Here is a 20759-nt window from a genome sequence, read left to right as displayed (position 1 = left end):
TCAACTGTGCCATAGATGGCTTCCAATAGTTCTTCTTTCATGTTCGATTCTAATTTTAAGTTTGTAACTTGCATCAAAGGCTGAAGCCCTTTCTGCGTTTTCTCTTTTTCTTCTTGGCGGATTCATCCTCTGGGAATGGCTCATAAGTTTGGGCATTAGACGGAGCGAACAAGCCGATGGAAGAAATACTACTCCAAGGGTCTTGGGTATGTTCTGCAGTTGGTTGAGTCTGTTCTACTTGGTGACAACTTAGTTGTCCTCTCTGCATAGATTCGGCTCTTGGCGATACACGATTATACTCTGTGCCAAGTCTTGCATCCAACCTTACAAAGCTGTATTCTCGGCTAATCTGCGTACCCTTGAAGCTATATCCATCCTTGCAGAAACGGATGCCTTGAACCTTGGTTCGCTCTTTGTCCTTATATACAAGTTCCAAATGAACACCTTGTTTTGCGAGTTCATTCTTGAACTTCTGCATGTATTCAAGGGCTATCTTAGCCATGAACTCATCCGTCAAACGTGGCTTGTCCTCGGGCTTGAAGCTCAAAGCAATGTGTCCCACAGGCTTCTTAATCCTTGGATTTAGCTGCCTCTGTAGCTCGAAACTTTGCGTTATCTCGGCATTCGTGCCGAGTAACACTCCATCGGATGCAAGGATTTTCGCCTCGTCCTTGCCTGTAACATAGCGGACGCAACCACCAAAAGATGCACCTTTCTTTAGCTTGCCTATCATGTGGTATCCTTCTTTCTGCCCATACTGCTTGGCTTCGGTTTATAACTTGCTTGGCGATACTCGCCAAGGATTTCTTTCAATCTTCTCAACAAGTCCACCACATATACATGGGTTTCATGGAAACCTCTCTGATTCTCCTTTGGCTGCTTTAGAGCTTTATGTTAAAAAAGATAAAACACTTATTTTCCGTTAATAATTTGGCGATTTGCATATATTATTGTATTTTTGCACGCAAAAATACAATATATTATGTTCGAAAATCTAAGTGATAGACTTGAACGCAGCTTTAAGATACTTAAAGGTGAAGGTAAAATAACCGAAATAAACGTAGCGGAAACAATGAAGGACGTGCGTCGTGCATTGCTTGACGCCGATGTCAATTTCCGCGTTGCTAAGGATTTTACTAATCGTGTAAAGGAGAAAGCTATGGGTATGAATGTACTCACAGCCGTTAAACCTGGACAGTTGATGGTGAAGCTTGTTCATGATGAACTCGCAGAGCTGATGGGCGGTGAGGAGAGTCCTATACATTTGTCTCAGCATCCAGCCATAATTTTGATGAGCGGTCTTCAGGGATCTGGTAAGACTACATTCAGCGGAAAGTTGGCTAATATGTTGAAGAATAAGCAAGGTAAGAAACCTTTGTTGGTGGCTTGTGATGTCTATCGTCCTGCAGCTATAGATCAGTTGAAGGTAGTAGGTGAGCAAATTGGTGTCCCTGTATATTCAGAGCCGGACAACAAAGATGTGAATACTATTGCTGATCACGCTATCCAGGAAGCTCGTACGAAAGGTAATGATGTCATCATCATCGATACAGCCGGTCGTTTAGCTGTAGACGAAGAGATGATGAACGAAATCAGTAGTTTGAAAGAGCATGTACATCCTGATGAAACACTGTTCGTTGTTGACTCAATGACCGGTCAGGATGCCGTAAATACAGCGAAGGAATTCAATGACCGTTTGGATTTCGATGGTGTGGTATTGACCAAACTCGATGGTGATACCCGTGGTGGTGCAGCATTAAGTATTCGTACTGTTGTAACCAAACCAATTAAGTTTATTGGAACAGGTGAGAAGATGGAAGCCATCGATGCATTCCATCCAGCCCGAATGGCCGACCGTATCCTCGGAATGGGTGACGTCGTTTCTCTCGTAGAGCGTGCTCAGGAGCAGTTTGACGAGGAGGAAGCAAAGCGCCTGCAGAAGAAAATCCAAAAGAACCAGTTTGACTTCAATGATTTTATGAATCAGATCAATCAAATCAAGAAGATGGGTAACTTGAAGGATTTGGCAGGTATGATTCCTGGTGTAGGCAAACAGTTGCGCGATGTTGATATTCCGGATGATGCTTTCAAAGGTATAGAAGCCATTATCTCAAGTATGACACCAGAGGAACGCAGTAATCCGGATATAATCAATAGCAGTCGTCGTCAGCGTATTGCCAAGGGATCAGGAACAAGTCTTCAGGAAGTAAACCGCATGATCAAGCAGTTTGATCAGACCCGTAAGATGATGAAGATGATGACTGGTAACAAGATGGCCAGCATGATGGCGCGCATGAAAGGTATGAAGATGCCTGGTATGCCGAAATTCTAAATACTAAAATAAAAATGAAATTAATCGATGGAAAAGCTACAGCAACTGCTATCAAGGCAGAAATTGCTGAAGAGGTGAAAAGTATTGTAGAGGCAGGTGGTAAGCAACCACATTTGGCCGCAGTCTTAGTAGGCCATGATGGTGGAAGTGAAACCTATGTAAAAAATAAAGTCATTGCTTGTGAGCAGTGTGGATTCAAATCTACTCTCATCAGATATGAGGAAGATGTGACAGAAGAAGAACTACTTGCTTGTGTTGACAAACTAAATAAGGATGATGACGTAGATGGTTTTATTGTCCAGTTACCTCTTCCAAAGCATATTGATGAGCAGAAGATAATCATGGCTATAGATTATCGTAAAGATGTAGACGGATTCCATCCGATCAATGTAGGACGTATGGCAATAGGACTGCCATGTTTTATATCAGCAACACCATTGGGTATTCTTACCCTGTTGCAGCATTACCATATAGAAACAAGCGGAAAGAAATGTGTAGTTTTGGGCCGCAGTAATATTGTAGGTAAACCAATGGCACAGTTGATGATGCAGAAACAGTATGGTGATTCTACAGTGACCGTATGCCATTCACATTCTAAAAATCTGAAAGAAGAATGCCGTGAGGCGGATATTATTATCGCTGCTATCGGGAAACCAGATTTTGTGACAGCTGATATGGTAAAAGAAGGTGCTGTTATCATCGATGTTGGTACCACACGTGTACCAGATGCAACGAAGAAAAAAGGTTTCCGTCTGAATGGTGATGTGAAATTTGATGAAGTCGCACCAAAGTGCTCCTTTATCACACCAGTTCCCGGAGGTGTTGGTCCGATGACCATTTGTTCTTTGATGAAGAATACACTTTCGGCAGGAAAGAAAGAATATTATGATTAAAACTTGATTTTTTTATAACTCTCTAATTTGTTGTGGGCCCTTGCGCAGTGATGCGTGAGGGCTTTTTTCTTTAGGTGTAATTTTTCTTCTCCTAGGAGTAAAAACTGTTTTAATGATATGTGCAAACAGATTTTACCCCTTTATTATCAAAAAATGCCACTCTTTATTTTTTGATTACTTGTATTTTTGCAGCGTAGACAAATTTAGAAATTAATTATTTAACACTTATTACTTATTTGCATCATGAAGCATTTTTTTTATATCGCGTTTAATGGGACTATCTTAGCAATACTCTGCGGAAAGAGTGTGATGGCGTTATTACATATGTTGTCATCCATCTATTGATAGATTCCCAAAGAAAGAAAAAAGCATGCAACGTTCCAATTCTCGGTCACGTGGTATTTGTGGCAAAATGGTTATTAGTAAGATGTTAAGGTAAAGATTGATAAATTTAGGTTAGTTCACTCTAGGGACGTTTTCGTGATGATTTAAAATAGGTTCTTATCTTTTTTGTGTTGTGAAACACTTTATGTTCTTATAATTAAAAGTTACAATCCTGTGAATCCATAATCTCTGATTAGAGATTATGGATTTGCTTTTTTATTTCCACCTTATGATATTGAAAATATATGTTCATTTATGCAGTTAACTACGTACGCCGATGCAGTTAACTACGTACGCTGATGCAGTTAACTTCGTAGGCTGATGCAGTTAACTACGTAGGCTGATGCAGTTAACTACGTAAACGAATGCAGTTATATGCATTTTTTTGTAGAGGAATATAGAAGGATTTTAGGATTTTTTGTATCTTTGCGAAGATTTAAATTAATCATGTAAATACTTAAGACGTAGAGATGAAACCTAAAAACTCAATGTTATCATTCCTGTTCGTATTATGTGCGGGTGCGACGCAGGCACAAAATGTAGAACCCGCATATTCTATTGTGGGACGAGATTCTACCTGTGATATCTTTGTTTACAGTCCCGCTCCCGATCAAGGACTCCATATCGCCTATCAAGGTGAAGATGAATTATGGCATGACTTAGGACAAGTTGTGAGTAGCGATTATGGTCAATGGGGTCGTGAAAAGAAGATGTATGATCCTTTTGTTCTTAAAGCGAATGATGGAACATGGCGCGCTATATGGGGAGTAAATGATTATTCGCCATGTTTTGCTGTTGCCTATTCAGAAGACCTTATCAATTGGCGTCCTCAGGATTATCCGATTATGCGAGAAAAAGGAATCATGGATCCTGTAGCTTATCAGATGGATAATGGCACTTTTGATATCTATGTAAAGACCAAACAAGGTAAACGATATGTGCAGGCATCTGAAGATTTTCGTACTTTCAAGGAAGATACAATTCCTGCAGAAGCTGATGACATCCTTTGGCAACAGGATAAAGTAGAGATAAATGGAAAACTATATCAGGGAAATGAATTTGAAATTCCTGCCATACACCTTAAATATATCAGAGACTGGCAGAAGGCTATGGCCGAGGAGGCAGAAAAGGCAAGAGAGAAAATGCCTACCACAAAAGACATCTCGAAGTCTGTATCAGGTTCTCTCGTTATAGATTATAATAAGCAGAAACGAATTTCTAATCGTTTGATAGGCGCTTTCTTCGAGGATATCAGTTATGCTGCTGATGGAGGCCTAAGTGCAGAACTCCTACAGAATGGTGACTTTGAATATACTTCGGCCGACCATAAAGGCTGGAATGCCCAGACTGCATGGAGTTCTCCGGTAGGTAAATTCGTGGTAGATGACGTAAATCCAAATTCTGTCAATAATCCTCATTATGCAATTCTAGATAAAGACCAACTGATTGTTAATGAAGGATGGGATGGAATCCTTGATCGTGGTGGAGTATATGATTTCTCAGTCGATGTAAAGAATATCGGCAATGATAAAAATGAATTGCTGGTTATGCTTGTTGATAAGCAGAATCAAGTTGTTGCTAAAGATAAAATAAAGATTAAAGGATTAGGGTGGCAGCATTTCCAATTAACCTTAGAAACGGTGAAGAAAGGAGAGAAACTGCCAGAACCTCGTCAACTGACCTTGCAGATACAGGCAAAGAAAGAAGGTAAGGTTGGGGTCGATATGGTTAGTTTGATGCCTGCAGAAACTTTTCATGGACATGGGTTCCGTCAGGATATAGCACAAGCAATAGCCGACCTGCAGCCTAAATTCATGAGATTTCCAGGTGGTTGTATGCTGCATGGAGATGGACTGGATAATATTTATAATTGGAAAGAAACAGTTGGCCCTCTCAAGGATCGTAAACCAGCACGTAATATCTGGAATTATCATCAAAGTCGCAGAATAGGATTCTATGAATATTTCCAGTTCTGTGAAGATATCGGCGCGCAGCCTTTACCAGTGCTGGCTGCTGGCGTACCTTGTCAGAATTCATCAAACAATCAAGATGGTTTAGGTGGACAACAGGGCGGAATCCCAATGGGAGAAATGAAAACCTATATTCAAGACATCCTAGACCTGATAGAGTGGGCGAATGGTGATCCTGCAACATCGAAATGGGCAAGAATGCGTTCAGAGGCAGGTCATCCTGCTCCTTTCAATCTTAAGATGATAGGTATAGGAAACGAAGATCTAATCTCGACAGTCTTCGAAGAACGCTATCTGATGATTAGTAAAGCCATCAAGGCAAAATATCCTAATATAGAAATTATCGGTACCGTAGGACCATTCCATTTCCCTTCTTCAGATTATCAGGAGGGATGGAAAATAGCTAAACGAGAAAAGGTGAATGGTAAGAACCTCTTCTCCGCGGTAGATGAACATTATTATGAATCACCGGGATGGTTTGTCAATCATCAAGATTATTATGATGACTATGATCGTAATAGTCCAAAGGTATATCTTGGCGAATATGCATCGCGAGGAGAGAATGCTGTGGATAATGCATTGGCTGAGGCATTATATCTCTGTAACATAGAGCGTAATGGAGATGTTGTGGAAATGGCATCGTATGCACCATTATTATGTAAAGAATCTCATGGTAACTGGAGCCCGGATATGATCTATTTTGACGATAAACAAGTGAAGACAACTCCAAGTTATAAGGTTCAGAAGGAATTTTCTACTCATAGTGGTGATGTTTATATTGATAGTCATCTCTCATTGAATGTTCCGGATAAACTAAAAAAATATGTGGCAGCAAGTGTCGTAAAAGATAGTAAAAGCGGAAATGTGTGGTTGAAAGTTGTTAATGCTTTGCCTGTTGATTTGCAACTTAATGACTATTCGATACCAGCAAGGAGTTTGAAAATCTTTAAATTATGACTTAGAAAACAGTTCTGATGCCATAAATAAAGAAAAATTCCTTAATATAATAAGGTGTACGATTCTTTGAAAAGAAAATTCCCCGATATATAGGCGTAAAACTCCTGTTGTCGGGGAGTTTTTGCTTGGCTTATGTTGTTAAACATAATTTTTTATAAAAAATATTTGGAACGTATTGTTTTTTTTTATTACTTTGCAACATAATAGTAAGTATTATTTAACAAGTACTGAAGAATAGTATTAACATCTTTTTAATAATTAATTTCAGAGAGACATGAAAAAGTTAGTTTTATTGTTCGCAGCTGCTGTATTTGCAGTATCAGCTTCTGCACAGACTGTAGAAGAAAGTAAAACATTCGACAACTTCTACATTGGTATTAATGGTGGTTTAGCTACTAAAACTACAGGTCACGCATGGTTAAAGAATCTTAATCCAAATGCAGGCGTTCGTATTGGGCGTTATTTCACTCCAGTATTTGGTCTTGCAGTTGAGAGTAACGCATATTTTTCAGTAAAGCCTTATGCTCCTACTGGTACTTTTGTACGCTATTTGAATACAAGTTTGTTAGGTACAGTCAATTTGAGCAACTGGTTAGGCGGTTACAAAGGTGAGCCACGTCCTTTCGAGGTAACAGCAGTAGCTGGTCTTGGTTGGGGTCATCTTTTTGGTAACTCTGCAGCTTATCAGGCTGGTACCAACAAAGGTAAGAATAACCTTACCCAGAAGTTAGCTCTTGATTTCGCATATAATTTTGGTGGAAACAAGGCATGGCAGGTTTATATCGAGCCTTCTATCAACTATGGCTTGAATGATGCTCAGCAAGCTCAGTATCCAGTAAACAATGTTGGTGATATTGCTTGGAACATCAATAAGAGCTATGTTCAGTTGAACGCAGGTTTGGTATACAAGTTCGGTACATCAAACGGTACTCATAACTTCAAGATTGCTCAGCTTCGCGATCAGGCAGAAATCGATGCTTTGAATTCAAAGATTGATGATCTTCGCAACGAATTGGCAAAGAAGCCTAAGGAAGTTATCAAGGAAGTTGTTAAGGAAGCTCCAGCTCCACAGGAGGTTAAGGTTGAGAACCTTGTATTCGTAACATTTGCTCAGGGCAAAACTGTTCTTACCAAGGAAGCTAAGAAAGCTCTTGATGCTGTTAAGGCAGGTAAGCACGTTCAGATTGTAGGTACAGCTTCTCCAGAAGGTTCTAAGGAAATTAACGATAAGATTTCTCAGGGCCGTGCTGATGTTGTTGCTAAGTATCTTCAGGGCAAGGGTGTTGTTGTAGATGAAGCTACAGGTAAGGGTGTACAGGGTACTACTTCTAACCGTTTGGCTGTTGTTTATGTAAAGTAATCTAAACGAATACTTCAATCCTAAATATAAATCCCTGATGCATTGCATCGGGGATTTTTTTATTTAGTTATGATCTTATTCTTGTTTGTATATTATAATATGGTAGAAAAACACCGTGTAAAGTAACAAGTTTATGCAAATTTTTGAAAATATGCACGAATTTGTTGGCTATTACAATAATTATCCGTACCTTTGCGCTTAATATGTATGCGGGGTGTATGATGAGCGATGTGCGATTCGTCATCTTTGTATTTGTACGGATTATATAAGAGGAGATTAATAAATTGACCAATATGAAACATCAGTTGAGAAGTGCAGTTTGTACAGAAGGCCGAAAAATGGCAGGTGCCCGAGCTTTGTGGGTTGCGGCTGGAATGAAGCATGAACAGTTTGGTAAACCAATTATTGCGATTGTCAATAGTTTTACCCAGTTTGTTCCAGGGCATACTCATCTTCACGAAATCGGTCAGATAGTGAAGAAGGAAATAGAGGCTATGGGATGTTATGCAGCAGAATTTAATACAATAGCTATTGATGATGGTATTGCCATGGGGCATGATGGAATGTTGTATTCTCTGCCTTCACGTGATATTATTGCAGACTCAGTGGAGTATATGGTAAATGCACATAAAGCCGATGCAATGATTTGTATCTCCAATTGTGATAAAGTTACTCCAGGAATGCTGATGGCATCTATGCGATTGAATATCCCTACAATCTTCTGCTCTGGCGGTCCTATGGAAGCTGGGCGTTGGAAAGGTGAAAATGCCGATTTGATTACAGCCATGATCAATGGTGCAGATAAGACGGTGAGCGATGAGGATATCATAAAGATAGAACAGTGTGCATGTCCAGGGTGTGGAAGTTGCTCTGGTATGTTTACGGCCAATTCTATGAATTCTCTTACCGAGGCTATAGGTTTGAGCCTTCCTGGTAATGGAACGATTCTTGCGACACATAAGAATCGTGTAGAACTATTTAAGAGTGCTGCGCGACAAATCGTAAAAAATGCCTTTGCTTATTATGAGGATGGTGATGAGAGCGTGTTGCCTCGAAATATTGCCACTCGTGATGCTTTCCTTAATGCGATGACACTTGATATTGCTATGGGTGGTAGTACCAATACGATACTTCATTTACTTGCTGTAGCCCAGGAAGGCAATGTCGATTTCAAGATGGAAGACATTGACCGGTTAAGTAGAAAGGTTCCTTGTCTTTGTAAGTTGGCTCCTAATACACAGAAATATAGTGTTCAAGAGTGTAATCGTGCAGGAGGTATTCTTGGAATCCTGAACGAACTCAATAAGGGTGGACTTATCCATGGAGATGTAAAGCGTGTGGATGGAAAAACATTAGGAGAGCAGATGAAGAAATACGATATTACAGGTGATTCTTTGGATCCTGATGCAGATCGAATCTATCACTCTGCTCCAGGTCGCAAATTCTCTGTTGTCATGGGAAGTCAGGATGCACAGTGGGAAAGTCTTGATACAGATCGTACCAGTGGTTGTATCCGTGATTTAGAGCATGCTTACACAAAGGATGGAGGATTAGCGGTACTCTTTGGAAATATAGCTCAAGATGGTTGTGTCGTTAAAACAGCGGGTGTTGATGAAGGACTTTGGCATTTTGAAGGTCCTGCTGTAGTTTTTGACTCACAAGAAGATGCTTGTAATGGTATTCTCGAAGGGAAAGTTAATTCCGGAGATTGCGTAGTTATTACCCATGAAGGTCCAAAGGGAGGTCCGGGAATGCAGGAGATGCTTTATCCTACATCATATATCAAGAGTCGTCATCTGGGTAAGGAGTGTGCTCTGATTACTGATGGACGTTTTTCCGGCGGAACATCAGGATTGAGTATAGGACATATCTCTCCGGAAGCAGCCGCTGGTGGTAATATAGGAAAAATCAAAGATGGTGATATCATCGTCATTGATATTCCAAACCGAACAATCAATGTAAAATTGAGTGATGAAGAATTAAAATCACGTCCTCAACAACCTTTAAAGAGAAAACGTGTCGTCAGCAAAGCATTACGAGCTTATGCTCAGAGTGTTAGTTCAGCGGATAAAGGTGGAGTACGTATCATTGACTAAGTAGACATGGAAAAAGAGATAATAACAGGATCAGAAGCGCTGATGCGCTCATTACAAAGCGAAGGGGTAACAACAATATTTGGTTATCCGGGTGGTGCTATAATGCCAGTATTCGACTCACTATATGGTTATACCAGAGGTGAAAACAAAATGTTTGATCATATCCTAGTTCGTCATGAACAGGCTGCTGCTCATGCGGCAGAAGGATATGCCCGAGTGAGTGGAGAAGTGGGTGTAGCTTTGGTTACTAGTGGCCCTGGTGCTACAAATACGTTGACTGGTGTTGCCGATGCTATGGTAGATAGTATTCCTGTTGTTATTATTGCAGGTCAGGTCGGTGTCGGCGCCCTTGGAACAGATGCTTTCCAAGAAGTTGATTTGGTTGGCGTTGCCCAACCTATTACCAAATGGGCATATCAGATAAGACGTCCTGAAGATGTGGCATGGGCAGTGAGCCGTGCTTTCTATATCGCTAAGAGCGGTCGACCAGGACCTGTTGTTCTTGATTTTCCTAAGAATGCTCAGACCCATACTTGTGAATGGAATGGCCCGGTAAAGACTACTGAGGTTCGTTCTTATAATCCATATCCAGAGATTAAACAAGATGCAGTGGCTCAGGCTGCAGAACTTATCAATCATGCGAAAAAGCCATTTGCATTGGTTGGGCATGGCGTAGAAATCGGTAATGCTCAGAATGAATTGCTCGAATTTCTAGAGAAAGCAGATATCCCTGCAGGTAGAACCTTGCTTGGTCTTTCTGCATTACCGAGTGATCATCCTTTAAATATGGGTATGTTGGGTATGCACGGTTCATATGCTACTAATATGCAGACTCAGCAATGTGATGTACTTATCGCTATTGGTATGAGATTCAGTGATCGTATTACAGGTTTACCTTCTACTTATGCCAAGCAAGCCAAGGTTATACATTTGGATATCGATCATGCTGAGATAGATAAGGTTATAAAAACTGATGTTGCTGTTGTTGGTGATTGCAAACAGTCGTTGCCGGCAATAACACGTTTGCTTAAGAAAAATGAACATAAGGAATGGATCGACTCTTTTACGCCTTTTTATGAAATGGAGAAGGAAAAAGTGATAGATCCGGATATCCATCCGACAGAAGGTCCTTTGCTTATGGGCGAGGTTACCAATGCTGTCGCCGATGCTACAGATGGTGAAGCTGTACTTGTGAATGATGTGGGACAGAATCAGATGATATCAAGCAGATATTTTAAATTCAAGCATAAACGTTCTATCGTTACAAGTGGAGGATTCGGAACGATGGGCTTTGCTCTACCTGCAGCTGTCGGCGCATGTTTTGGAGTTCCTGACAGAACGGTTTGCTGTTTTATGGGGGATGGTGGCTTTCAGATGAGTATACAGGAATTGGGTACCATCATGGAACAACAGGCACCGGTAAAGATGATACTGTTGAACAATAATTATCTTGGAAATGTTCGCCAGTGGCAAGATTTGATGTTTGAGGGACGCCATTCGTTTACACATATGTTGAATCCTAAATATCAAGATATCGCCAAGGCTTATAATATTCCTTATGATGTTGTTATCGATCGTAAAGATCTTAAGGATAAAATCGACAAGATGTTGAAAACAAAAGGACCTTATCTTCTCGAGTGTGCTATCAAGGAAGATGAAGATATTGTTCCGATGACGCTTCCTGGTAAGAGTGTTGATGATATGGAACTGGTTTTGGATTATTAAAAGAGTTTTGATATGGAAAATAAGAAATTATATACATTACTGGTTTACTCGGAAAATATCGCTGGTATCCTAAATCAAATTACAGCAGTCTTTACTCGTAGACAAGTAAACATCGAGAGTTTGAATGTATCTGCCAGTAGTATCAATGGTATACACAAATATACCATAACGGTATGGAGTAATGAAGAGCAAATCAATAAGATTAATAAGGCTATAGAGAAGAAGATTGATGTTGTAAAAAGTAGTTATTACACGGATGAGGAACTTTTCATTCATGAGGTAGCCCTTTTTAAGATATCAACTCCTAAACTGTTGGATAATCCAGAGATTTCCCGTACGATTCGTAGACATGATGCCAGAATGATGGAAGTAAATCCAACTTATAGTACGGTGCTCCTTGCTGGTTTGACGGAAGACATCGCAGATTTGTTTCATTGTTTGCAAGAATTTGATTGTATGTTGCAATATACTCGAAGCGGAAGAATTGCGGTAACACGTAGTTTTGAGGAACCTGTGAGTGAATTGTTGAATGAAAAATAATATATTATAATAGGTATATAAAAAATTAGAATAAATATAATATGTGCGAGCTATTATCAAAAGTTGGACGATACGATTTTTTGTCAGAACCATTCCATTGTGATTTCTCTCATCATCTGATGATGGGGTATCTAGGAAATCTAATGCTTAATGCTGCAGATTTTCATAGTAACGATCGCGGATATGGAATAAGTTATCTGAATCCTATACATAAGACTTGGGTTCTTAGTAGATTGGCAATAGAAATGGAAGATATGCCATCGGCTTACGATAAGTTCAGTATTGAAACTTGGGTAGAAGGGACCATGAAATTCTTTACAAGTAGAAATTTCAAAGTCGTGAGTAGAGATAATACAAAAGTTTATGGCTATGGTCGGAGTGTTTGGGCAATGATAGATACAGATACGCGACAGCCTACAGATATTTTAGCTATTCATGATGGACTTATCGAGAAATACATAGAAAAAGATAAGGATTGTCCGATTGCCAAAAGTTCCAGAGTGAAATTGGATGGAGACGTGAAACTAGTCCGTACTATTGATACCTATTATAATGATGTTGATGTTAATGGACATATAAATAGCATAAAATATCTAGAGCATGTCTTAGATCTTTTTGATTTAGATTTCTATCGCAGTCATCAATTGAAAAGGGTAGAAATAGCTTATGTCGCAGAAAGTCATCAAGGTGATAAATTGAACATCTATTTGCAAGAAAATAATAATGAATATTCAATTAGAATAACAAAAAGCAACGAAGAAAATGATATAGAACAAGAAGTTGTAAGAATGTTGCTTAAATTTGTAAAAAAGTGATAGAAAATTTTGTTATTTAGTTAGAAATTATTATCTTTGCAATCAGAAATTGTGAGCGAACACAATTGAATAAATATAACGTTAGAACCGCGATCATCGTTGATCGCAATTAAAGAATTTGTAATATGGCACAAATGAATTTTGGTGGCGTAATTGAAACTGTTGTCACCAGCAAAGAGTTCTCATTAGAGAAAGCACGTGAAGTTCTGAAAAATGAAACGATTGCAGTCATTGGCTATGGTATTCAGGGTCCAGGTCAGGCTTGTAACCTTCGAGATAATGGGTTCAACGTGATTGTGGGTCAGCGACAGGGTAAGACTTATGAAAAAGCCGTTGCTGATGGTTGGGTCCCAGGAAAGACTCTATTTTCCATTGAAGAAGCTGTTCAAAAAGGTACTATTATTTGTATGTTGCTTTCTGATGCCGGTCAGATAGCGGTATGGCCACAGATTAAGAAATATCTTACAGCAGGTAAGACATTATATTATTCTCATGGTTTTGCTATTAACTGGCAAGATCGTACAGGTGTAGTACCTCCAAAGGATATTGATGTAATCATGGTTGCTCCTAAGGGTTCTGGTACATCACTTCGTACAATGTTCCAGGAAGGTCGTGGATTGAATTGCTCATATGCAATTTATCAGGATGCTTCAGGAAATGCAGAAAACAAAACTATTGCATTCGGTATTGGTATTGGTGCAGGTTATTTGTTCAAAACTACTTTCCAGCGTGAAGCAACATCAGACTTGACTGGTGAGCGTGGCTCATTGATGGGTGCTATCGAGGGCTTGTTGGAAGCTCAGTATGAAGTACTTCGTGAACATGGTCATTCTCCATCGGAGGCATTTAATGAAACTGTTGAGGAGTTGACGCAGAGTTTGATGCCTCTATTTGGTGAAAAGGGTATGGATTGGATGTATGCTAACTGTTCTACAACAGCACAGCGTGGTGCTCTTGATTGGGCTCCTCGTTTCCGTGAGGCTATTAAGCCTGTAATGGAATGGTTGTATTTATCAGTTAAGACTGGTAACGAAGCACAGATTTCAATTGACAAAAACTCTGAGGCTGATTATCGTGTTAAGCTTAATGCTGAACTTAAGGCTATGCACGATATGGAAATGTGGCGTGCAGGTGAAACTGTTCGTAAACTTCGTCCAGAGTATGATGGTGAAGACTAATTTTTTTCTCGTACATAATGTTTGGGGGGATGGTTCTCGTGAGAGAGTCATCCTCATTTTTTATATATAGCTTAATGAATGAGGATGACCTGGGTGCCTTTAATGGCTATGATATTTTCATCAATAAGTTGTTGTAGTGCATTATCGATAATATCTTTGGATAAATCTATTGATTCTATATCCTGTAATGTGACTTCATCTTTATGGTCTAAAAGTTCTATGATTCTATTTCTTCCTGTTGCTAGACGATTTTCCTGAACATTTTCTGATACATTTGACAAACAAACATCACATTTTTTACAGTCTTTATCATTTTCTTCACCGAAATATCGTAATAATTGTCTGGAGCGGCAAACATGATCATTTTTAGCATATGCCTCTATGCATCGAATTCGTCGGATATACTGTTCCTTACGTTCTTCATATACTTCATGGGATATAAAGATATTGCTTCCGTCTTCTCTCCTTTGAAGATAAGTGATGTATGGTATTTTTTTACGGGGGATAAAATCTATTATTTTTCTGTTTGAGAGACTTTTTAGAATAAGATATAACTGTTGCTTATTTATTCCAGTTTGCATAGCAATCATACTCTCATCGATATAGGCATAGTCTGTGAATAAGCCTCCGTATAGACGTAGTAGGGTTGTTATTACGTTTTCCTCGTCTGGATTTGTAGTTCTGAGACAGTATAAATCTTCTCTTGTTAGTTTGAACATGACGCGAGCATTGTCATCAGGGTCACTCTCATAATGAATATAACCAGAACGTTCTAAAATCCTTAGTGCAGAGTCTACAGGAATTGGAAAATATTTATAGGTGAAGCAGAACTTCTCAATGTTGAATTCAAAAGTTCTCCCTTTTCCACTTCCTATACCAATTTGATAAAAATAGGCAAGATGTTCGTAGACATCAGCAATATATTCTTTAGTAGGAAAAGAATCGACGATTCTCTTCTCTAATTTACGTTGATCACCATCATTATAAAGTAATACCGCATATGCCTTGTTTCCGTCACGTCCTGCGCGACCTGCCTCTTGGAAATAAGCCTCCAAAGAGTCTGGACAATCGATATGTATGACAACTCGTACGTTAGGTTTGTCGATACCCATACCAAAAGCATTGGTAGCGACCATGGTACGGACTTCATCGTGCTGCCATTTATCTTGTCGTTCATCCTTTGTTGCGGAATCTAATCCTGCATGGTAGAAGGTTGCAGATATCCCGGAGTCATTTAGCGCATTTGAAATTTCCTTGCATCTTTTTCTGGAACGCACATACACAATAGATGAACCAGGAACAGAACGTAAGATATGCACCAATTCTTGGAATTTATCCGAACTGTTACGAACAACGTAGGCTAGGTTCTTCCGATAAAAACTCATCTTGAAGACATTTTTGTCCTTAAAACCTAGTCGGTCTTGTATGTCTTCTACAACATCTGGAGTAGCAGTTGCTGTTAAAGCTAATATCGGTGCATCAGGCTTGAGTTTTCTAATATCAGCGATGCTTAAATAAGAAGGTCGGAAATCATATCCCCATTGAGAAATACAATGAGCTTCATCAACAGTAATGAAACTAACCTTCATGTGAGAAAGTTTCTTCTGAAATAACTCCGAAGATAGTCGCTCCGGTGAGATATAGAGTATTTTGACACCGCCAAAGATACAATTTTCCAATACCTGTACAATCTCTTGTCTGGTACGGCCTGAGTATATCGCATCAGCTTGTATTCCCCTTTCGCATAGATGCACGACCTGATCTTTCATTAATGCAATTAGAGGAGTGATGACGATACAGACACCTTCCTTGACAAGTGCAGGAACTTGGAAAGTGATAGATTTTCCACCACCTGTAGGCATAAGTCCAAGCGTATCCCGTCCTTCGCCTATAGACTCTATAATATTTCTTTGAATTCCGCGAAAGTCGGGATAACCCCAATATTGCTGTAATACCTTTAGATATTTATCAGCCATAAGTTTATAATTCTTGTTGCTCGTTTGGACGGATATCCTCGATTTGCAATTGTGCTTGGTTATGCTTGAAGACATTATCTTCTATCGTGTATGCAATATCAAAGGAACGTTTACTCTTGATATATCTTGCACTTGCACTTTGTCCGAAGGCTATACCATTTACTATATTGCTGGATTTTGAATCAACAAGTTCCAACTTAATGTGCTCTTGTTCTCGTCCGACTACTTTACTGGTACCATAATCGTAAACACCTATAGAACAGAAAATAGGTTTCTGATTACCAGGACCAAAAGGAGCAAACTTCTTTAAGTCGCTATGTAACTTTTTGGTAATATCTTTAAAGTCTATTACAGCATCGATATCAAGGGTTGCTTCTGTTTGTTCTGGTTCGATATGTTCCTCCACGTATTTTTGAAATCTTTCTCTGAATTCATGGATGTTCTCCCATTTTAGTGTCAGACCTGCAGCATAGGTATGTCCTCCGAAATTGATGAGTAAGTCTCGACAACTCTTGATAGCAGAGTAAACATCAAATCCTGTTACGCTGCGTGCAGATCCGGTAGCCAGTTCACCATCGCGAGTAATAACCACTGTTGGTCGGAAGTATATTTCTGTTAATCGTGATGCAACGATGCCAATTACACCTTTCTTCCATCCCTCATCATATAGTACGATGGAAGAACGATGGGCTTGTGAGTCTAATCTGCTGACAATTTGATTAGCCTCTTCTGTCATCTGTTTATCGATATCCTTTCGTTGTTCGTTGTACTCATTGATATGCTTTCCCATTCTCAGAGCAGAACTGAAATCTTTTTCAACAAGCAAATCAACGCTTTCTTTCCCATTTTCCATACGTCCGGAAGCATTGATACGAGGACCAATCTTGAAAACGATGTCGCTCATGGAAATTTCCCTTCCATTGAGTCCACAGATATCAATAATAGCTTTTAATCCTACAGAAGGATTTTGATTGAGTTGTTTGAGACCATGGAAAGCGAGTATACGATTTTCGTCCTCTACAGGCACGATGTCGGCTGCTATTGCCACTGCACAGAAGTCGAGTAGGGGGATAAGGCGCGAGAATGGGATGCCATTGTTTTTGGCGAATCCCTGCATGAATTTAAATCCTACACCGCACCCACAAAGATGCTTGAAGGGGAATGTGTCATCAGGACGCTTGGGATTAAGAATTGCCACCGCGTCTGGCATGATTTCGTCTGGAACATGATGGTCGCAAATGATAAAGTCTATTCCTAAACTTTTAGCATATGCTATCTCATCGATGGCTTTGATACCGCAGTCTAGAATTATGATTAGTTTTACACCTTTTTCTTTCGCATAGTCTATACCTTTTCTACTCACACCATATCCCTCGTCGTAACGGTCTGGGATATAATATTCGATGTTAGAATAGAATTGTTGCAGAAACTTATATACTAGGGCAACGGCTGTACACCCATCAACGTCGTAGTCGCCATATACCATAATACGTTCTTTGCGTCCCATAGCATCATTGAGGCGGTCAACTGCGATGTCCATATCCTTCATCAAAAAGGGATTGATGAGGTCTGCTAATTGTGGGCGGAAAAATCTTTTTGCAGCCGATTCTGTTGTAATTCCGCGTTTAATCAGAAGTTGTGCCAAGATAGGGCTGATACCTAACTTGGTACCTAATTCTTTGGCTTGTACATCTTGCTCAGATGAAGGTGTTGAGTACTTCCATTTAAAATGCATTTTAGAATTTTTTTATTTCTGCGTGTAAAGGTAACAAAAAAAGCGCAAAACTACGAAAGTTTTGCGCTTTTTTATATGCCGATTATGGATTAGAGTCCAAGTTTCTTGCGAATGTCCTTTGGTACAGCATTCTTATTTACCATGAAGTCCATAGTCTTGTAAGCTACGAAGTTCTTGGTCATATACCAAATGCCTTTATAGTCACCGCTTTCACCCCATGAGTTCTTTACCATATAGTATTCACGACCATTCTGATCTTTAGCAATACCATAGATATGCATACCATGGTCGTCGGTTGTTTCCCAATTATCGAATGCCTCCTGACGCATCTGCTGTGTAGGAGTGATCTCAGGAGCATTTACACCAAGAGAATCAAGCTTCTCCTTTTTAGCAGTCTTAGAGAGTTTGAACCAGTGGTCCATATCAGTACCAGCCATAGAGCGAACCTTTTTCTGATCGTATGCGATACCAAGACCTGTACGGGTGAAACCATCCTCTGTTACGTCACCACCCCAAGCTACAGTATAACCGTTCATGATGGCATTGTCGATAATTTTACAGAGATCCTCCATAGGGACATTGTAGCTCAAAGGCCAACGCCAGTTATCTTGTACTTCGACAGCAAACTGAGACCAGAATGGATGGTGGGTATATGAAGTGAAACTTACGTAATCATTCCAGTCAAGTCCTAGACTTGCAGCGAAACTCTTTGGAGTGTACTGTTTGCCCTGATAGGTAAATTTCTCTGGGCATTTGCCAAGATAAGCATCAAGGATTCCTTGAAGACCAGTCTTCCATGCTGGAGACAGTTTACTCTGTTTGCTTTTTGCTACGCTCTCAACGTATGGAGTAAGTACTGAGAAGAACTCAGAGAAGTTTGCCAGCGAATCACCATAAAGAGTACCTGGTAAAGGCATAGCATTCTCAGGAATGATGCCATAGTGCTGGATACAGTACAATGGGTCATAGCTAGAACCACCTTCTGAGAAACTTACATCACCATGCATGCGAACTGCCATGATAGCGCGGTCAAGATATGTCTTGTTGGCAACAAACATTTCGCAGAGGTCATATGTCTTACCTGTTTTTTTCAGAATTTCACTCTCAAAGAAACTTAAGGTAGAATAATCCCAGCATGTACCACTTCTATTCTGGTCCTTGATACTTGTGATAGGGTTTTCCTTAATTACAGTGAAAACTGGTTTATTCTTGTTCACTGAGTCTTTTGCAGCTTTTGCGTTGACCCCTGTAGCACATAATGCCATAAGGGCGATAGCTAATACTTTTCTCATAAATAAAATCTCTATTTTCTTTTATATTAATTATTGCTCATGAAATCCTCAACATCCTGTGGATGATAAGGTATTCTGTCTTTACCGATGAATCGGCATCCGTCTTTAGTGATTAATACATCATCTTCGATGCGGATACCACCAAAGTCTTTGTATTTTTCCAGTTCTTCGAAATTAAGGAAGTCTGCACAATGCTTGTTACTTTTCCATTCATCGATAAGTGCCGGAATAAAATATATACCAGGTTCATCAGTTACAACGAAACCTTCTTGTAAGCGGCGTCCCATACGTAGACAGTTGGTACCGAATTGCTCAAGGTTAGGACGTACTTCATCATCAAAACCGACATTGATTTGATCGAGGTTTTCCATATCGTGTACATCCATACCCATCATGTGTCCAAGTCCATGTGGTAGGAACATTGCGTGTGCACCAGCGTTTACAGCCTCTTCGGTGTCACCTTTAGCAAGTCCAAGTTCCTTCATGCGGTTGAAGATATTGCGACAAATCGCAAAATGGACGTCTGCATATTTCACGCCTGGCTTAGCAAGTTTCAAAGTCATATCGTGACATTCTTCTACAACCTTATATATATCTAATTGCTTCTGTGTGAACTTACCGTTTACGGGATAGGTTCGGGTATTGTCCGAGCAGTAATTGTTTACGGTTTCCGCACCTGCATCACAGAGAGCCAGTCTTCCACTTTCCAATATGTTCAGACTAGGGTTACCATGCATGATTTCTCCATGCTGAGAGAATATAGTAGGGAAACTTACCATAGCTCCATATGAATTAGCTATGCCGTCAACCTGTCCTCCTACGAATTTCTCGGTTACTCCCGGTTTTGTTAGTCTCATGGCAGTAGTATGCATCTTGTATCCAATAACAGCAGCACGCTCCAGTTCTTCGATTTCCTCGGCGGTTTTGGTAGAACGCATCTTTACTACAGCTTGGATGAGGGGCATGCTAGCTTCTAACTTTTGCTGGTTTGGATGTATACCCAAAAGATCGAAAATCTGTAACTTGATATCATAGCGATAAGGTGGCAGAAAATGAATTTTGCGTTTCTTACCCATAGCATCATTGCAGATAGCCTTAAGAGTTTTCATTGGGGCAGAATTTTCCACTCCAACTTCTGCGGCTAAATCTTTTACGCAATTTACACTACCGTACCATACAATATCTTCGATATCGATATCGTCACCAATCAGAGTTTCCGTATTATTGTCAACATCAATGACACCTACAAGTCCATCGCGATTCTGTCCAAAGAAATACAGGAAAGTACTATCCTGACGGAATGGGTAATAACCATTGTTAGGAAAATTACAAGGTGACTCATTGTTGCCAAATATAAGGATAACGCCACTACCTATAAGTTTTTTCAACTCGTTACGGCGCTGTACATAAGTTTCTTTTCTAAACATAATTTCTCTTTTAGATGAAATTCGATTGCAAAGTTACACAAATTCTATTAAAAATGTATTATATTTGCAACTAAAATGT

At 39.7% G+C, this 20759-nt stretch carries 14 protein-coding genes; 9 read left to right on the top strand and 5 right to left on the bottom strand.

Annotation, left to right across the window (positions count from 1 at the left end; genetic code table 11):
• Positions 1-73: 73 nt before the first annotated feature.
• Positions 74-733 carry a relaxase/mobilization nuclease domain-containing protein gene (locus K333_RS0107050; protein WP_027452498.1) on the bottom strand — a complete coding sequence of 220 codons (660 nt, stop codon included), beginning with the start codon at positions 731-733 and terminating at the stop codon, positions 74-76.
• Between the two features lie 249 nt (positions 734-982).
• Between K333_RS0107050 and ffh the strand changes: the two genes are divergently transcribed.
• From ffh to ilvC, 9 genes are all read left to right on the top strand, one after another.
• Complete coding sequence (ffh, locus tag K333_RS0107040) at positions 983-2332, top strand: signal recognition particle protein (protein ID WP_024989848.1); 1350 nt, start codon at positions 983-985, stop codon at positions 2330-2332.
• A gap of 14 nt (positions 2333-2346) precedes the next feature.
• The gene (folD, locus tag K333_RS0107035; RefSeq protein ID WP_024989849.1) at positions 2347-3225 is read left to right on the top strand and encodes a bifunctional methylenetetrahydrofolate dehydrogenase/methenyltetrahydrofolate cyclohydrolase FolD; all 879 of its coding nucleotides are present in this window, start codon (positions 2347-2349) and stop codon (positions 3223-3225) included.
• Between the two features lie 854 nt (positions 3226-4079).
• The gene (locus K333_RS0107030) at positions 4080-6536 is read left to right on the top strand and encodes an alpha-L-arabinofuranosidase C-terminal domain-containing protein (protein WP_036889103.1); all 2457 of its coding nucleotides are present in this window, start codon (positions 4080-4082) and stop codon (positions 6534-6536) included.
• Positions 6537-6810: 274 nt separating this feature from the next.
• Complete coding sequence (locus K333_RS0107025) at positions 6811-7896, top strand: OmpA family protein (protein ID WP_024989850.1); 1086 nt, start codon at positions 6811-6813, stop codon at positions 7894-7896.
• Positions 7897-8189: 293 nt separating this feature from the next.
• Positions 8190-9992, top strand: coding sequence for a dihydroxy-acid dehydratase (gene ilvD, locus K333_RS0107020; protein ID WP_024989851.1), 1803 nt, complete (start codon positions 8190-8192; stop codon positions 9990-9992).
• A 6-nt stretch (positions 9993-9998) separates the two neighbouring features.
• Positions 9999-11717 carry a biosynthetic-type acetolactate synthase large subunit gene (gene ilvB, locus K333_RS0107015; RefSeq protein WP_024989852.1) on the top strand — a complete coding sequence of 573 codons (1719 nt, stop codon included), beginning with the start codon at positions 9999-10001 and terminating at the stop codon, positions 11715-11717.
• 12 nt (positions 11718-11729) lie between these two features.
• Positions 11730-12257, top strand: a complete 528-nt coding sequence (ilvN, locus tag K333_RS0107010) for an acetolactate synthase small subunit (protein WP_024989853.1) — start codon at positions 11730-11732, stop codon at positions 12255-12257.
• A gap of 41 nt (positions 12258-12298) precedes the next feature.
• Entirely contained in the window at positions 12299-13072 is a 774-nt protein-coding gene (locus K333_RS0107005) for an acyl-[acyl-carrier-protein] thioesterase (RefSeq protein WP_024989854.1), read from the top strand.
• Between the two features lie 125 nt (positions 13073-13197).
• Positions 13198-14250 carry a ketol-acid reductoisomerase gene (gene ilvC / locus K333_RS0107000; protein ID WP_024989855.1) on the top strand — a complete coding sequence of 351 codons (1053 nt, stop codon included), beginning with the start codon at positions 13198-13200 and terminating at the stop codon, positions 14248-14250.
• Positions 14251-14321: 71 nt separating this feature from the next.
• On the opposite strand, the gene K333_RS0106995 is transcribed toward ilvC, so the two are convergent.
• The 4 genes from K333_RS0106995 to K333_RS0106980 form a co-directional block, all read right to left on the bottom strand.
• A complete protein-coding gene (locus K333_RS0106995; protein WP_024989856.1) occupies positions 14322-16226 on the bottom strand; it encodes a RecQ family ATP-dependent DNA helicase in 1905 nt (634 codons plus the stop codon).
• 4 nt (positions 16227-16230) lie between these two features.
• Positions 16231-17961, bottom strand: coding sequence for a single-stranded-DNA-specific exonuclease RecJ (recJ, locus tag K333_RS0106990; RefSeq protein ID WP_024989857.1), 1731 nt, complete (start codon positions 17959-17961; stop codon positions 16231-16233).
• Between the two features lie 89 nt (positions 17962-18050).
• Positions 18051-19253 carry a C1 family peptidase gene (locus tag K333_RS0106985; protein ID WP_027452495.1) on the bottom strand — a complete coding sequence of 401 codons (1203 nt, stop codon included), beginning with the start codon at positions 19251-19253 and terminating at the stop codon, positions 18051-18053.
• A gap of 26 nt (positions 19254-19279) precedes the next feature.
• A complete protein-coding gene (locus K333_RS0106980; RefSeq protein ID WP_024989858.1) occupies positions 19280-20680 on the bottom strand; it encodes an aminopeptidase P family protein in 1401 nt (466 codons plus the stop codon).
• Positions 20681-20759 lie beyond the last annotated feature (79 nt).

Origin of the sequence: Segatella albensis DSM 11370 = JCM 12258, from assembly GCF_000426565.1 — a bacterium.
Taxonomy (GTDB): domain Bacteria; phylum Bacteroidota; class Bacteroidia; order Bacteroidales; family Bacteroidaceae; genus Prevotella; species Prevotella albensis.
The sequence above is the reverse complement of the archived record's forward strand: the minus strand, read 5'-3'. Positions and strand labels throughout refer to the sequence as shown.

Excerpts from the sequence above, each read along its gene's own strand:
- K333_RS0107050 (WP_027452498.1), bottom strand. The coding sequence starts at position 733 with ATGATAGGCAAGCTAAAGAAAGGTGCATCTTTTGGTGGTTGCGTCCGC.
- ffh (WP_024989848.1), top strand. The coding sequence starts at position 983 with ATGTTCGAAAATCTAAGTGATAGACTTGAACGCAGCTTTAAGATACTT.
- folD (WP_024989849.1), top strand. The coding sequence starts at position 2,347 with ATGAAATTAATCGATGGAAAAGCTACAGCAACTGCTATCAAGGCAGAA.
- K333_RS0107030 (WP_036889103.1), top strand. The coding sequence starts at position 4,080 with ATGAAACCTAAAAACTCAATGTTATCATTCCTGTTCGTATTATGTGCG.
- K333_RS0107025 (WP_024989850.1), top strand. The coding sequence starts at position 6,811 with ATGAAAAAGTTAGTTTTATTGTTCGCAGCTGCTGTATTTGCAGTATCA.
- ilvD (WP_024989851.1), top strand. The coding sequence starts at position 8,190 with ATGAAACATCAGTTGAGAAGTGCAGTTTGTACAGAAGGCCGAAAAATG.
- ilvB (WP_024989852.1), top strand. The coding sequence starts at position 9,999 with ATGGAAAAAGAGATAATAACAGGATCAGAAGCGCTGATGCGCTCATTA.
- ilvN (WP_024989853.1), top strand. The coding sequence starts at position 11,730 with ATGGAAAATAAGAAATTATATACATTACTGGTTTACTCGGAAAATATC.
- K333_RS0107005 (WP_024989854.1), top strand. The coding sequence starts at position 12,299 with ATGTGCGAGCTATTATCAAAAGTTGGACGATACGATTTTTTGTCAGAA.
- ilvC (WP_024989855.1), top strand. The coding sequence starts at position 13,198 with ATGGCACAAATGAATTTTGGTGGCGTAATTGAAACTGTTGTCACCAGC.
- K333_RS0106995 (WP_024989856.1), bottom strand. The coding sequence starts at position 16,226 with ATGGCTGATAAATATCTAAAGGTATTACAGCAATATTGGGGTTATCCC.
- recJ (WP_024989857.1), bottom strand. The coding sequence starts at position 17,961 with ATGCATTTTAAATGGAAGTACTCAACACCTTCATCTGAGCAAGATGTA.
- K333_RS0106985 (WP_027452495.1), bottom strand. The coding sequence starts at position 19,253 with ATGAGAAAAGTATTAGCTATCGCCCTTATGGCATTATGTGCTACAGGG.
- K333_RS0106980 (WP_024989858.1), bottom strand. The coding sequence starts at position 20,680 with ATGTTTAGAAAAGAAACTTATGTACAGCGCCGTAACGAGTTGAAAAAA.